This window comes from Streptomyces sp. NPDC048297, assembly GCF_043201585.1.
Classification (GTDB): Bacteria; Actinomycetota; Actinomycetes; order Streptomycetales; family Streptomycetaceae; genus Streptomyces.
Window position 1 is genome coordinate 185352 of sequence record NZ_JBICZA010000016.1, and the last position, 14616, is coordinate 199967.

Genomic DNA, 14616 nt, shown 5'->3' on the forward strand with positions numbered 1-14616 from the left:
CGGTGGCGGGCGTCCGCGCGGGGCCGGTCAGGCGGTGGCCGGTGTCTGCGCCTCGGTGGTCTCGGCGGACCCGGCCGGGGTCACGACCGCCGGCTTCGGCAGGACGACGTACAGCAGGCCCGAGACGAGGATCGTGGCGACCCAGCCGAGGCCGTACTCGCCGATGACGTTGTTCTTCGCGAGCGGGCCGGTGAACCAGTCCGAGGCCGTGAACATCAGGCCCGCGGCCAGGCCGATCGCCCAGGAGGCCACCGCGGCGGGAGAGAAGCCGCCCCGGTACCAGTAGGCGCTGGCGCGCGTGGTGTCGGCCATGGCCCGGCCGTCGTACTCGGTGCGGCGCAGCATGTCGGCCCCGAACACGCCGACCCAGGCGGAGAACGCCACCGCGAGCAGCGACAGGAAGGCGATGAAGGAGCCCAGGAAGCTGGTCGCCACCAGCATCAGCACCCCGCCGAGGACCAGCGAGATCACGGCGTTGACAGAGACCGCCCAGTGGCGCGGCACCTTGAAGCCCAGGGTCTGCGCGGTGAAACCGGCCGAGTACATCGACATCGAGTTGATCAGCAGCATGCCGACCAGCGCGATCAGCAGGTACGGCACCGCGATCCAGGTCGGCAGGATCTCACCGAGGAAGGAGACCGGGTCACTGGCCGAGGCCAGGTCCGGCGTGCCGACCGCCATCACCGCGCCCATCAGCACCATGGGCAGGACGACGATGCCGGCGCCGCCCACCGACGTGCCCACGATCGCCTTCGAGGAGGCGGTGCGCGGCAGGTAGCGGGTGAAGTCGGGTGCGGACGGGATCCAGCTCACGCCACCCGCCGCGATCATGCCGATGCCGGTGATCACCGCCGCCGTGGACCCGGCGCTGTGACCCGCCACCTTCGACCAGTCGGTGTTCACGGCCAGGTACACGAGGACCAGCACCGAGAAGACACCGAAGAAATAGGTCGCGTACTTGTTGCACTTCTGCACGGCGTGGATGCCGAGCCCGGAGATCGCGAAGGTCGAGACGACGAAGAGCAGCAGCGTGACCATGTCCAGCACGCCGTTGGCGTCGATGCCGAACAGGATGTCCAGGATGCTGAGCATCGCGTAGGCGCCGGTGACGGCGTTGATCGTCTCCCAGCCCCAGCGGGCGACCCAGATCAGCGCGCCCGGCAGCAGATTGCCGCGCTGCCCGAACACCGCGCGCGACAGCGCCATGCCGGGCGCCCCGCCCCGCTTGCCCGCGATGCCGACCAGGCCGACCAGGCCGTACGACACGATCGGCGCCACGCCGGCGACGACGAGCGCCTGCCAGATGTTCAGGTGATACGCCACGACCAGGCTCGCGCCCAGCGTGAGCAGCAGCACGCTGATGTTGGCACCCACCCAGGTGGGGAACAGTTCGCGGGGCCGCGCGGTGCGCTCGTGGTCGGGCACCTGCTCGATGCCACGGGTCTCGAGAGCGCCTTCGGTCTCGGCTGTCTTGCTCATGAAGGAGGGTGCCCTAAGGAATGTGGGGGGATATGGCAACGGGCAACTGATCGACCGGCAACTGATCGACCGGCAATAGATCAACTGACAACTGGCAAACCGACAACGGAACTCTACGCGCGTCGACGTAGCCCCTTCCATCGTACTTTAGTCCGACTTGGGCACGCTAGAGGGCTTTGTCTTTTGGGGGAAACCACAAGCGCGCACAACCCGGGTTCCGGCGCACCCCATGGCCGATACTGGACGGGTTATGGAAACCATCATCCTTGCTGTAGTCATCGCCGTGGTCGTGCTCGGCGCGCTCGGCGGGCTCATCGTCGGCAGCCGGCGCCGCAAGCCGCTGCCCCCGCCGCCGCCCGCCGCGCCCGACATCACCGCGCCCCCGGCCGAGCCGCACGTCGGCGACGAGGCCGAGACGCCGCGCGACGAACCGCGCCGGACGATCGAGGAGGTGGATCTCCCCGGCGGCCCGGCGGTCGTCGTGGAGGAGCCCCCCGGCGGCACCGCCCTCGAGGTCCCCGAGCTCGAGATCCCGGAGCCCACCGAGGGCCGGCTCGTCCGCCTGCGCGCCCGGCTGTCCCGCTCCCAGAACGCCCTCGGCAAGGGGCTGCTCACGCTGCTCTCGCGCGAGCACCTGGACGACGAGACCTGGGAGGAGATCGAGGACACGCTGCTCACCGCCGATGTCGGTGTGCAGCCCACCCAGGAACTGGTCGAGCGGCTGCGCGAGCGCGTCAAGGTGCTCGGCACCCGCACCCCCGAGGAGCTGCGCGGCCTGCTGCGTGAGGAGCTGCTCAAGCTGGTGGGCACCGACGTCGACCGTACGGTGAAGACCGAGCCCGAGGACCGCAAGCCCGGCATCGTGATGGTCGTCGGCGTCAACGGCACCGGCAAGACCACCACCACCGGCAAGCTCGCCCGCGTCCTGGTCGCCGACGGCCGCACCGTCGTCCTCGGCGCCGCCGACACCTTCCGTGCCGCCGCCGCCGACCAGCTCCAGACCTGGGGCGAGCGCGTCGGCGCCCACACCGTGCGCGGGCCGGAGGCCGGCGACCCCGCCTCCGTCGCCTTCGACGCGGTGAAGGAGGGCAAGGAGATCGGCGTCGACGTGGTGCTGATCGACACCGCCGGGCGGCTCCACACCAAGACCGGTCTCATGGACGAGCTGGGCAAGGTCAAGCGGGTCGTGGAGAAGCACGCCCCGCTGGACGAGGTGCTGCTGGTCCTGGACGCCACCACCGGCCAGAACGGTCTGGTGCAGGCCCGCGTGTTCGCCGAGGTCGTGGACATCACCGGCATCGTGCTGACCAAGCTGGACGGTACGGCGAAGGGTGGCATCGTGGTCGCGGTCCAGCGTGAGCTGGGCGTGCCGGTCAAGCTGATCGGTCTCGGCGAGGGTGCGGACGACCTGGCGCCGTTCGACCCCGAGGCGTTCGTGGACGCGCTCATCGGTGACTGAGCGGCAGGTGGACTTACCCGCAGCGTGCGAGAAGCGCCCGCCCCCGAGGTGCAGTCGGGGACGGGCGCGCTTTTCTGCGCCGGGACCGGCGCCGCTCTCGCGGAGGGGGCGGTTCGCCGGGGCGGGGCCGGCGGATCAGGTGCGTTAGGTGCGCGACGTGCGCGGGGTGCGCGACGTGCGCGGGGTGTGCGACGTGCGCGGCGTGCGTGAGGTGTGCGACGCGCGTGACCGGTGTGCCACGTACGCCAGTGTGCCCAGCAGCAGCCGGGCGGCCGGTGGCCGGGTCGCCGAGTCCAGGGCCGGTGGGCGCAGCCAGCGCACCGGGCCGAGGCCGCCCCGGTCGGAGGGCGGGGCGGTGATGTACGTACCGGGGCCGAGGCCGCGCAGGTCCAGGGCGGACGGGTCGTCCCAGCCCATGCGGTACAGCAGCCGGGGCAGGTCCGCGGCGGCGCCGGGGGCGACGAGGAAGTGGGCGCGGCCGTCCGGGGTGGCGGCGACCGGGCCGAGGGGGAGGCCCATGCGCTCCAGCCGGACCAGGGCGCGGCGCCCGGCCGGCTCGGCGACCTCGATGACGTCGAACGCGCGGCCGACGGGCAGCATCACGGCGGCGCCCGGGTACTCGGACCAGGCCTTGGTCACCTCGTCGAGCGTGGCCCCCGCGGGGACCTGGGGCGCGAAGTCGAGCGGGTGCGCGCCCGGCGCCGGGCAGTCGGCGCGACCGCAGGAGCAGGCACCCGCCGCGGCCCGCGCGCCCGGCACCACGTCCCAGCCCCACAGCCCGGTGAACTCGGCGACGGCGGTGCAGTCCGACGAACGGCCGCGCCGGCGCGTGCCGGAGCGGATCTCGCGAATGCCGCCGATCGTGAAGCCCATGCCCCCTCCAACGGGTCCAGCGCGCCGGTGGTTACGAAACGGAGCGAGACGAAAGCGGAACGTGACGCTACGGCTCCGACTTCCCTCCTGCGCGTGAGGTCACTGCGGCGCCTTGCGGCACGACGGGTGGTGCGCCGAAGTCCGCGCGCCCCTGTGCGCATCACTCCGCCCACTTTCGGCCGTCCTATGTCAAGTGAATCGCGGGGAGGTCACACTGAGTTCATTCGAAGGGGTGGCGAATGGTGGCGTTTCCGGGATCGCCATGGCTGGACCGGTGATCGTAGAATTACTGTGAGTGTGCGAGGCCTGGAGGCACATGCGCTCGTGGGTATGCCCCAGGCAAGTCGCCGACTCGTTCGAAGGGTGAGAACCGCCGGACGGGAGGCCTTGTTTACCGGCATTCTGATAGGGCTTGGCGCACTCGGTGACAAGTGGTCTCAGGGATGGGGGCGTTCCAGTGGGCGGCAACGGCGGTGGCGGGGCGAACGCTGACAAGCGCCCCAACGAGCTGCTCGGCTCGTGGTTCGTGCGCAGCGGCTGGTCCAAGGGCGAGCTGGCCCGTCAAGTGAACCGCAGAGCCCGCCAGTTAGGCGCCAATCACATCTCCACCGACACCTCGCGCGTACGCCGCTGGCTGGACGGGGAGAACCCGCGCGAGCCGATCCCGCGGATCCTCTCCGAGCTGTTCTCCGAGCGCTTCGGCTGTGTCGTCTCCATCGAGGACCTCGGACTGCGCGCCGCCCGCCAGTCACCCTCCGCCACCGGAGTCGACCTGCCGTGGACGGGCCCGCAGACAGTCGCCCTGCTCAGCGAGTTCTCGCGCAGCGACCTCATGCTGGCGCGACGCGGCTTCCTCGGAACGTCGCTGATGCTGTCCGCGGGCCCGTCCCTCATCGAGCCCATGCAGCGCTGGCTGGTGCCGGCCCCCGCCGCGCCGGTCCCGCCCGACCCCGAGCCCCTGCGGGAGTCCAGCAGGCCGGGCCGCCTGTCCAAGCCGGAACTGGACCTGCTGGAGTCCACCACGCGGATGTTCCGCCAGTGGGACGCGCAGTGCGGCGGCGGCCTGCGCCGCAAGGCGGTCGTCGGCCAGCTGCACGAGGTCACCGACCTCCTCCAGGAACCCCAGCCCGAGGCCACCACCCGCAAGCTCTTCAAGGTCGCCGCCGAACTCGCCGAACTCGCGGGCTGGATGTCGTACGACGTGGGTCTTCAGCCCACCGCGCAGAAGTACTTCGTCCTCGCCCTGCACGCCTCCAAGGAGGCCGGTGACAAGCCGCTCGGCTCGTACATCCTCTCCAGCATGAGCCGCCAGATGATCCACCTCGGCCGGCCCGACGACGCCCTGGAGCTGATCCACCTCGCCCAGTACGGCAGCCGCGACTGCGCGAGCCCGCGCGCCCAGGCCATGCTGTATGCGATGGAGGCCCGTGCGTACGCCAACATGGGCCAGCCCGGCAAGACCAAGCGCGCGGTCCGTATGGCGGAGGACACCTTCGCCGAGGTCGACGAGTGGGACGAGCCGGACCCCGACTGGATCCGCTTCTTCTCCGAGGCGGAGCTGTACGGCGAGAACTCCCATTCCTTCCGCGACCTCGCCTACGTCGCCGGACGCAGCCCCGCCTACGCGTCCCTGGCCGAGCCGCTGATGCAGCGGGCGGTGGAACTGTTCGCCAAGGACAGCGAGCACCAGCGGTCGTACGCGCTGAACCTGATCGGGAAGGCCACCGTGCATCTGCTGCAGCGCGAACCCGAGCAGAGCGCGCAGTACGCCTCGCGGGCCATGGAGATCGCCAAGAAAGTCCGTTCCGAGCGGGTGAACACCCGTATCCGCAAGACGGTCGACACCGCCGCGCGCGACTTCGGCGACCTCGCCGCCGTCATCGACCTCACCGACCAGCTCGCCGTGGACCTGCCGGAGACCGCCGAGGCCGTCTGACCGCGCAGAACCCCCGGACCCTGGACCCCGGAACCCGGCCACGGCCGGGCCCTCTTCGTGCCTGAACCGGCGCCGCTCTCGCGGACGTGCTCGCCCGCCGTCGTGGTCCCTCAACGAGTGGTTGCCGTGCCGTTCGGCGCGTGGCCGCGCCGTCCTCCGTGAAGGTTGCGGCACGATAACGACCGGTGTGCCGCGCATCCGGCAGTTCATGTACGCGTAACACGCAGGGCGCCTTCGTCACCCCGGCGAAACAGCGGGGGGCATCCATCGAAACGGCGCTGCGCCAGTCTCTGGCGCATAACCGGACCCCCCCTCCACCGACCGGATCGCCCAGGCACCGCCCGCACGGGGCCGTACCAACCGACGAGGAGACGCCGATGGCACCAGCCATCACGCTTGCCGCGGAGGCACCCAAGCTGTCCTCCGCGAACACAGGCTTCATGCTCATCTGTTCCGCCCTGGTGCTGATCATGACCCCGGGCCTGGCCTTCTTCTACGGAGGCATGGTCCGCGTCAAGAGCACCCTCAACATGCTGATGATGAGCTTCATCAGCATCGGCATCGTCACCATCTTGTGGGTGCTCTACGGCTTCTCCCTCGCCTTCGGTGAGAACAACAGCTTCATCGGCTGGAACTCCGACTGGTTCGGCCTGGGCAACATCGGGCTGACCGAGCTGTGGCCGGGCTACACCATCCCGGTCTTCGTGTTCATGGTCTTCCAGATGATGTTCGCCGTCATCACGCCGGCCCTGATAAGCGGCGCCCTCGCGGACCGCGTGAAGTTCTCGGCCTGGGCGCTCTTCGTCGCCCTGTGGGCCACGATCGTCTACGTCCCGGTCGCCCACTGGGTCTGGGGCGCCGACGGCTGGGCCTTCAAGCTCGGCGTGATCGACTTCGCGGGTGGTACGGCGGTCCACATCAACGCGGGTGCGGCGGCGCTCGGTGTCATCCTCGTCATCGGCAAGCGCGTCGGCTTCAAGAAGGACCCGATGCGCCCGCACAGCCTTCCGCTGGTCATGCTCGGTGCCGGTCTGCTGTGGTTCGGCTGGTTCGGCTTCAACGCCGGCTCGTGGCTCGGCAACGACGACGGCGTCGGCGCGCTGATGTTCGTCAACACGCAGGTCGCGACGGCCGCCGCCATGCTGGCGTGGCTCGCCTACGAGAAGATCCGGCACGGCGCGTTCACCACACTGGGCGCCGCCTCCGGCGCGGTCGCCGGCCTCGTCGCGATCACCCCGTCCGGCGGCGCGGTCTCCCCGCTCGGCGCGATCGTCGTCGGCGCCGTCGCCGGTGTCGCCTGTGCCGCGGCCGTCGGCCTGAAGTTCAGGTTCGGCTACGACGACTCCCTCGACGTCGTCGGCGTCCACATGGTCGGCGGCATCATCGGCTCCCTGCTCATCGGCTTCCTCGCCACCGGCAAGGGCCAGTCCACCGCGACGGGTGTCTTCTACGGCGACCACAGCTGGACCCAGCTGTGGAAGCAGTGCGCCGGCGTCGGCGCGGTCCTCGCCTACTCCCTGGTCGTCTCCGCCGTCCTCGCCTTCCTCCTCGACAAGACCATCGGGATGCGGGTCTCCGAGGACGAGGAGATCTCCGGCATCGACCGGGCCGAGCACGCCGAGACCGCATACGACTTCAGCGGCGTGGGTGGCGGAGTCATCGGCTCCCCCGCCGGCTCCACGGCCCCGGCCGCCACGAAGACCAAGAAGGTGGACGCATGAAGCTCATCACCGCCGTCGTGAAGCCGCACCGGCTCGACGAGATCAAGGAGGCCCTCCAGGCCTTCGGCGTCCACGGGCTGACGGTCACCGAGGCCAGCGGCTACGGACGGCAGCGGGGTCACACCGAGGTCTACCGCGGTGCCGAGTACACCGTCGATCTCGTGCCCAAGATCCGCATCGAGGTCCTGGCCGAGGACGACGACGCCGACCAGGTGATCGAGGTCATCGTCAAGGCCGCCCGCACCGGCAAGATCGGTGACGGCAAGGTCTGGTCCGTGCCGGTCGAGACGGCCGTACGGGTCCGCACCGGCGAGCGCGGCCCCGACGCGCTCTGACCCGGAAGCACGCAGCACGGCACCACGCAGCACCACACAGCACGCAGCACAGCACGGCAGCACGTCAGAGGGACAGGAGTCGCCGGGTGACGGGTACGGACGTGACGAACGAAGCGGATCACTCGGGGCCCGACGGCTACGCGGCGGCCCGGCTGCGCCTCCTCACCGAGGAGGCGCGGTCCGGGCCGCCGCGCCGTGCGGCCCTCGCCGAACTGACGGACGACTGGCTCTCCGCGCTGTTCACGACCGCGGCGGGCACGCTCCGGGGCGTCTCGCTCGTCGCCGTCGGCGGCTACGGCCGCGGCGAACTCTCCCCGCGCAGCGACCTCGACCTCCTGCTGCTGCACGACGGCGGCGACCCCGCCGCGATCGCCGCCCTCGCCGACCGCCTCTGGTACCCCGTCTGGGACCTCGGCATCGCCCTCGACCACTCCGTCCGCACCTTGGCCGAGGCCCGCAGAACGGCCGGCGAGGACCTGAAGGTCCAGCTCGGCCTCCTCGACGCCCGCCACCTCGCCGGCGACCTCGGCCTCACCGCCGCACTGCGCACGGCCGTCCTGGCCGACTGGCGCAACCAGGCGCCCAAGCGCCTGCCCGAACTCCAGGAACTGTGCGCGGAGCGCGCCGAACGCCAGGGCGAGCTGCGCTACCTCCTGGAACCCGACCTCAAGGAGGCCCGAGGCGGCCTGCGGGACGCCACCGCCCTGCGCGCCGTGGCGGCCTCCTGGCTGGCCGACGCCCCGCGCGAGGGACTCGCCGACGCCCGCCGGCGCCTCCTCGACGTCCGTGACGCCCTGCACCTGGCCACCGGCCGCGCCACCGACCGGCTCGCGCTGCAGGAACAGGACCAGGTCGCGACCGAACTGGGCCTGCTGGACGCCGACACCCTGCTGCGCGAGGTGTACGAGGCGGCGCGCGTGATCTCGTACGCCAGTGACGTCACCTGGCGCGAAGTGGGGCGCGTGCTGCGCTCGCGCGCCGTCCGCCCGCGCCTGCGCGCCATGCTGGGCGGCGGCCGGCAGCCGGTCGAGCGGTCCCCACTGGCCGAGGGCGTGGTGGAGCAGGACGGCGAGGTGGTGCTCGCCCGCACCGCGCGCCCCGAACGCGACCCCGTGCTCCCGCTGCGCGCCGCGGCCGCCGCCGCGCAGGCCGGACTCCCGCTCTCCCTGTACGCCGTCCGGCACCTGGCCGCCACCGCGCGCCCCCTGCCCACCCCCTGGCCCGCCGAGGCCCGCGAACAACTGGTCACCCTGCTCGGCTCCGGCCGCCCGACCGTCGACGTCTGGGAGGCGCTGGAGGCGGAAGGCCTGATCAGCGCCCTCATCCCCGACTGGGAACGGGTCCGCTGCCGTCCGCAGCGCAACGCCGTCCACGTCTGGACGGTCGACCGGCACCTGATCGAGACCGCCGTCCGGGCCGCCGAACTGACCCGGCACGTCAGCCGCCCCGACCTGCTCCTCGTCGCCGCGCTGCTGCACGACATCGGCAAGGGCTGGCCCGGCGACCACTCGGTGGCCGGCGAGACCATCACCCACGACGTCGCCGCCCGGATCGGCTTCGACCACGCGGACGCGGCCGTGCTCGCCACGCTCGTACGGCACCACCTGCTGCTCGTCGAGACGGCCACCCGACGCGACCTGGACGACCCCGCCACCGTCCGCTCCGTCGCCGAGGCCGTCCGCACCCAGAGCACCCTGGAACTCCTGCACGCCCTCACCGAGGCCGACGCCCTCGCCACCGGCCCCGCCGCCTGGTCGACCTGGCGCGGCTCCCTCGTCGCCGACCTCGTACGACGGGTGTCCGCCGTCCTCGCCGGAGACGCACCCGACGAACCCGAGCCCGCCGCTCCCACCGCCGAGCACGAGCGCCTCGCCGTCGAGGCCCACCGCACCGACGGCCCGGTCCTCGCCCTGCGCGCGCGCACGGAACCGCCGCCGGACGGCGAGGACGGCGACGAGAGCGCGCCCCTCGGCGTCGAACTGGTCATCGCCGTACCGGACCAGCCCGCCGTGCTGCCCGCGGTCGCCGGTGTCCTCGCCGTGCACCGGCTGACCGTCCGCACGGCCGAGCTGCGCACCCTGCCCCTGCCCGAGGACGTCGACACCGGCTCCGTCCTGCTCCTGAACTGGCGGGTCGCGGCCGAGTACGGCTCCCTGCCGCAGGCCACCCGGCTGCGCGCCGACCTCGTCCGCGCCCTCGACGGCTCCCTCGACATCGCGGGCCGGCTCGCCGAACGCGACGCGGCCTACCCGCGCCGGCGCGGCCCGGCGGCCCCGCCGCCCCGGGTCACCGTGGCCCCGGCGGCCTCGCACCACGCCACGGTCATCGAGGTCCGCGCCCAGGACGCCCCCGGCCTGCTGCACCGCATCGGCATGGCCCTGGAGAAGGCGGGCGTACGCGTGCGGAGCATGCACGTCAGCACGCTCGGCTCCAACGCCGTGGACGCGTTCTACGTCACCACCGGCACCGGCGCGCCCCTGTCGGCACAGGACGCGACCGCGACGGCCAGGGCCCTGGAGGAAACCCTGCGGGGATGACCCGGCCCGGTGACTTCGACGCCGGGATACCCTGGAGGGCGATTCCCCCAAGCCATCCCCGACCCCGAGGACCGCGAGCGCCGTGTTCGACACTCTCTCCGATCGCCTGTCAGCGACTTTCAAGAACCTGCGCGGCAAGGGACGGCTCTCCGAGGCGGACATCGACGCCACCGCACGCGAGATCCGTATCGCGCTCCTCGAGGCGGACGTGGCGCTGCCTGTCGTGCGCACGTTCATCAAGAACGTCAAGGAGCGCGCGCTCGGTGCCGAGGTCTCCAAGGCGCTGAACCCCGCCCAGCAGGTCCTGAAGGTCGTCAACGACGAACTCGTGACCATCCTGGGCGGCGAGACCCGCCGACTGCGCTTCGCCAAGCAGCCGCCCACCGTGATCATGCTGGCGGGTCTGCAGGGTGCCGGTAAGACCACCCTCGCGGGCAAGCTCGGCCGGTGGCTGAAGGAACAGGGCCACTCGCCGCTGCTGGTCGCCGCCGACCTCCAGCGCCCGAACGCCGTCAACCAGCTGAGCGTCGTCGCCGAGCGCGCCGGCGTCGCGGTGTACGCGCCCGAGCCGGGCAACGGCGTCGGTGACCCGGTCAAGGTCGCCAAGGACTCCATCGAGTTCGCGAAGTCCAAGGTCCACGACATCGTGATCGTGGACACCGCCGGCCGCCTCGGCATCGACCAGGAGATGATGCAGCAGGCCGCGGACATCCGCGACGCCGTCTCCCCGGACGAGATCCTGTTCGTCGTCGACGCGATGATCGGTCAGGACGCCGTCAACACCGCCGAGGCCTTCCGTGACGGCGTCGGCTTCGACGGCGTGGTGCTCTCCAAGCTCGACGGTGACGCCCGCGGTGGTGCGGCCCTGTCGATCCGGCAGATCACCGGCAAGCCGATCATGTTCGCGTCGAACGGCGAGAAGCTGGACGACTTCGACGCGTTCCACCCGGACCGGATGGCCTCCCGCATCCTCGACATGGGTGACCTGCTCACCCTGATCGAGCAGGCGGAGAAGACCTTCAGCCAGGAAGAGGCCGCCAAGATGGCCTCGAAGCTGGCGTCCAAGAAGGGCCAGGACTTCACCCTGGACGACTTCCTGGCCCAGATGGAGCAGGTCAGGAAGATGGGCTCCATCTCCAAGCTGCTCGGCATGCTCCCGGGCATGGGCCAGATCAAGGACCAGATCCAGAACATCGACGAGCGCGACGTCGACCGCACCGCCGCGATCATCAAGTCGATGACCCCGGGCGAGCGCCAGGACCCGACGATCATCAACGGCTCCCGCCGCGCCCGTATCGCCAAGGGTTCGGGTGTCGAGGTCAGCGCCGTGAAGAGCCTGGTCGAGCGGTTCTTCGAGGCCCGCAAGATGATGTCCCGCATGGCGCAGGGCGGCGGCATGCCGGGGATGCCCGGCATCCCGGGCATGGGCGGCGGCCCCGGCCGGCAGAAGAGGCAGCCGAAGAAGGCCAAGGGCAAGCAGCGCTCCGGCAACCCGATGAAGCGCCGGCAGCAGGAGCTGGAGGAGGCCCAGCGCCGCGAGGCGGCCGCGCAGGGCGGGAACGCCTTCGGTCTGCCGCAGCAGGCCGGCGAGGACTTCGAGCTGCCGGACGAGTTCAAGAAGTTCATGGGCTGAGTGCGGTAGGGCCGGCCGAGCGCCTGGCCGGGCGCACGTCGTACGACCGCGAGGGCGTCCCTCCTTCCGAGGGGCGCCCTCGGTCGTTTCCGCACGTGCTTCTACAGGCGTTTCCGCAGCCGGTTCCGCGGGCGTTTCCACATGTGCTTCTGCGGGTGCCGAGGGGCACGGCGTGTCGTAACGTCCCGATATGACCAACCCCGCGCCGCCACGCTCGTCCCCCGACCAGCCCTGGCGTACCGAGGGTGCTCCCGAGGAGCCGCCGAAGCCGCCGGGCGGCGGGAAGCTGCGCGGGGGCTGGTGGCGGCTGATCGTCACCGCACTGGTGGTGTTCCTGCTCGCCAACCTGGTGCTGTCCTACTTCGACCAGGCCAACGAGCCGACGATCTCCTACACCGAGTTCAGCAAGCAGGTGGGCGACGGCAACGTCTCCAAGATCTACGCCAAGGGCGACTCGATCCAGGGACAGCTGAAGAAGGAGCGGAACAGGCCGGGCGGCGGCGGGACGTACACGAAGTTCAACACCGAGCGGCCGTCCTTCGCGAACGACGACCTCTGGTCGAACCTGACCAAGCACGACGTCACCGTCACGGCCCAGCCCGTCGTCCAGCACCGCAGCCTCCTGTCCAACCTGCTGATCTCGCTCGCGCCGATGCTGCTGCTGATCGCCGTGTGGGTGTTCATCGCGCGCCGGATGAGCGCGGGGCTCGGCGGGGCGGGCGGCATGCTCGGCCGCAAGGCGCCGCCGAAGCCGGTGGAGCTGATTCCGGGGGAGAAGCGCACCACCTTCGAGGACGTGGCCGGCATCGACGAGGTCGAGGGCGAACTGAGCGATGTCGTCGACTTCCTGAAGAACCCCGACGCCTACCGCCGCATGGGCGCCAAGATGCCCCGCGGGGTGCTGCTCGCGGGCCCGCCCGGCACCGGCAAGACGCTGCTCGCGCGAGCCGTCGCCGGTGAGGCGGGGGTGCCGTTCTTCTCCGCGTCCGCGTCCGAGTTCATCGAGATGATCGTCGGCGTCGGCGCCTCCCGGGTGCGGGAGCTGTTCGCGGAGGCACGCAAGGTCGCCCCGTCGATCATCTTCATCGACGAGATCGACACCATCGGCCGGGCCCGCGCGGGCGGCTCGGGCATGGGCGGACACGACGAGCGCGAGCAGACCCTCAACCAGATCCTCACCGAGATGGACGGCTTCTCCGGCTCCGAGGGCGTCATCGTCCTCGCCGCCACCAACCGCGCCGACATCCTCGACCCGGCGCTCACCCGCCCCGGCCGCTTCGACCGCATCGTCCAGGTCTCGCCCCCGGACCGCGGCGGACGCGAGGCCATTTTGGAGATCCACACCCGCGGCATCCCCCTCGCCAAGGACGTCGACCTCGCCCACGTCGCCCGTACGACCCCCGGCATGACCGGCGCGGATCTGGCCAACCTCGCCAACGAGGCCGCCCTGCTCGCGGTCAAGCGGAACCAGCGGGCGGTGACCCAGTCCGACATGTCCGACGCCCTGGAGAAGGTCCAGCTCGGCGCGGAACGGCCCCTGGTGATGCCTCCGGAGGAACGCCGGCGCACCGCCTACCACGAGAGCGGTCACGCCCTGCTCGGCATGCTCCAGCCCGGCGCCGACCCCGTGCGCAAGATCACCATCGTCCCGCGTGGCCGTGCCCTCGGGGTCACTCTCTCCACCCCGGACGCGGACAGGTACGCGTACACCGAGGAGTACCTGCGCGGCCGGATCATCGGCGCGCTGGGCGGCATGGCGGCTGAGCACGTCGTCTACGACGTCATCACCACCGGCTCCGAGAGCGATCTGGAACAGGTCACCAACATCGCGCGCGGAATGGTCTCCCGCTGGGGCATGAGCGAGGAGGTCGGCCGCCTCTCCGCCCTCCCCAACGACGCCCAGCAGACCTACGGCCTCGCCGCCGCACCGGGGACCCTCGACGTGATCGACAGCGAGATGCGCCGCATCGTCGACGAGTGCTACGACGAGGCCTGCCGCAAACTCCGCGACCACCGCGACCAACTGGACGCCCTCGCCACGGCCCTCCTGGAATCCGAAACCCTAGAAGAACCCGACGCCTACCGAATCGCCAACATCCCCCGCCACCCCAACCCCCCCGACCTCTGAGCCCAACAGGTCCCCCTTCCCATCACCGCCCGAGGGCACCTCCCAAGGGGCGCGAGGAACCGCGCGCCAAGCCGCAACGCCCCCGCACCCGCCCACGGCAGTTCGAGGCCCCTACAAATGGCGCCCCCGACAGGGGCGCGCCTCCGATCACCGCCCGAGGGCACCCCCTAAGGGGCGCGGGGAACCGCGCGCCAAGCCACAACGCCCCCGCACCCGCCCACGGCAATTCGAGGCACCCACCAAAGGCGCCACCAACAGACCCCGCCTCCGAATCACCGCCCGCCGCACTCCCCAAGGGGCGCGGGGAACCGCGCGCCAAGCCGCAACGCCCCCGCACCCGCCCACGGCAATTCGAGGCACCCACCAAAGGCGCCCCCGACAGGGCCCCGCCTCCGAATCGCCGCCCGCCCAAACCCCCTAACTGATCGTTTCAGAATGAGTTGCGCTGCGGGTCTTGTGCTCGACGATCTTGGTCGGCAGGGTGTCCGGAGTGCGTGCTGATCTTGTTCCTGACG

At 71.3% G+C, this 14616-nt stretch carries 8 protein-coding genes and 1 pseudogene; 7 read left to right on the plus strand and 2 right to left on the minus strand.

Annotated elements, in window-relative coordinates:
- Positions 1-27: 27 nt before the first annotated feature.
- Positions 28-1479, minus strand: coding sequence for a cytosine permease (locus ACGFYV_RS19795; RefSeq protein WP_393879683.1), 1452 nt, complete (start codon positions 1477-1479; stop codon positions 28-30).
- Between the two features lie 250 nt (positions 1480-1729).
- Here ACGFYV_RS19795 and ftsY point away from each other — a divergent pair, with 250 nt between their 5' ends.
- Positions 1730-2938: a signal recognition particle-docking protein FtsY gene (ftsY, locus tag ACGFYV_RS19800; RefSeq protein ID WP_393879684.1), complete on the plus strand. Its 1209-nt coding sequence runs from the start codon at positions 1730-1732 to the stop codon at positions 2936-2938.
- A gap of 219 nt (positions 2939-3157) precedes the next feature.
- Here the strand turns inward: ftsY and ACGFYV_RS19805 are convergent.
- Positions 3158-3811 (minus strand): annotated as a pseudogene (locus ACGFYV_RS19805) (bifunctional DNA primase/polymerase); the annotation flags it as partial.
- A gap of 457 nt (positions 3812-4268) precedes the next feature.
- On the opposite strand from ACGFYV_RS19805, the gene ACGFYV_RS19810 reads away from it, so the two are divergent.
- The 6 genes from ACGFYV_RS19810 to ftsH all read left to right on the plus strand — a co-directional run bounded on the left by ACGFYV_RS19810 (position 4269) and on the right by ftsH (position 14101).
- Positions 4269-5747, plus strand: coding sequence for a hypothetical protein (locus tag ACGFYV_RS19810; protein WP_393879685.1), 1479 nt, complete (start codon positions 4269-4271; stop codon positions 5745-5747).
- A gap of 377 nt (positions 5748-6124) precedes the next feature.
- Entirely contained in the window at positions 6125-7468 is a 1344-nt protein-coding gene (locus ACGFYV_RS19815) for an ammonium transporter (protein WP_393879686.1), read from the plus strand.
- Entirely contained in the window at positions 7465-7803 is a 339-nt protein-coding gene (locus ACGFYV_RS19820) for a P-II family nitrogen regulator (protein ID WP_393879687.1), read from the plus strand. The genes ACGFYV_RS19815 and ACGFYV_RS19820 overlap by 4 nt, the downstream gene beginning before the upstream one ends.
- A gap of 86 nt (positions 7804-7889) precedes the next feature.
- The gene (locus tag ACGFYV_RS19825) at positions 7890-10340 is read left to right on the plus strand and encodes a [protein-PII] uridylyltransferase (RefSeq protein ID WP_393879688.1); all 2451 of its coding nucleotides are present in this window, start codon (positions 7890-7892) and stop codon (positions 10338-10340) included.
- A gap of 82 nt (positions 10341-10422) precedes the next feature.
- On the plus strand, positions 10423-11973 hold the full coding sequence (gene ffh / locus ACGFYV_RS19830; RefSeq protein WP_393879689.1) for a signal recognition particle protein: 1551 nt from the start codon (positions 10423-10425) through the stop codon (positions 11971-11973).
- Between the two features lie 190 nt (positions 11974-12163).
- Complete coding sequence (gene ftsH / locus ACGFYV_RS19835) at positions 12164-14101, plus strand: ATP-dependent zinc metalloprotease FtsH (protein ID WP_393879690.1); 1938 nt, start codon at positions 12164-12166, stop codon at positions 14099-14101.
- The last annotated feature ends 515 nt before the right edge of the window (positions 14102-14616 follow it).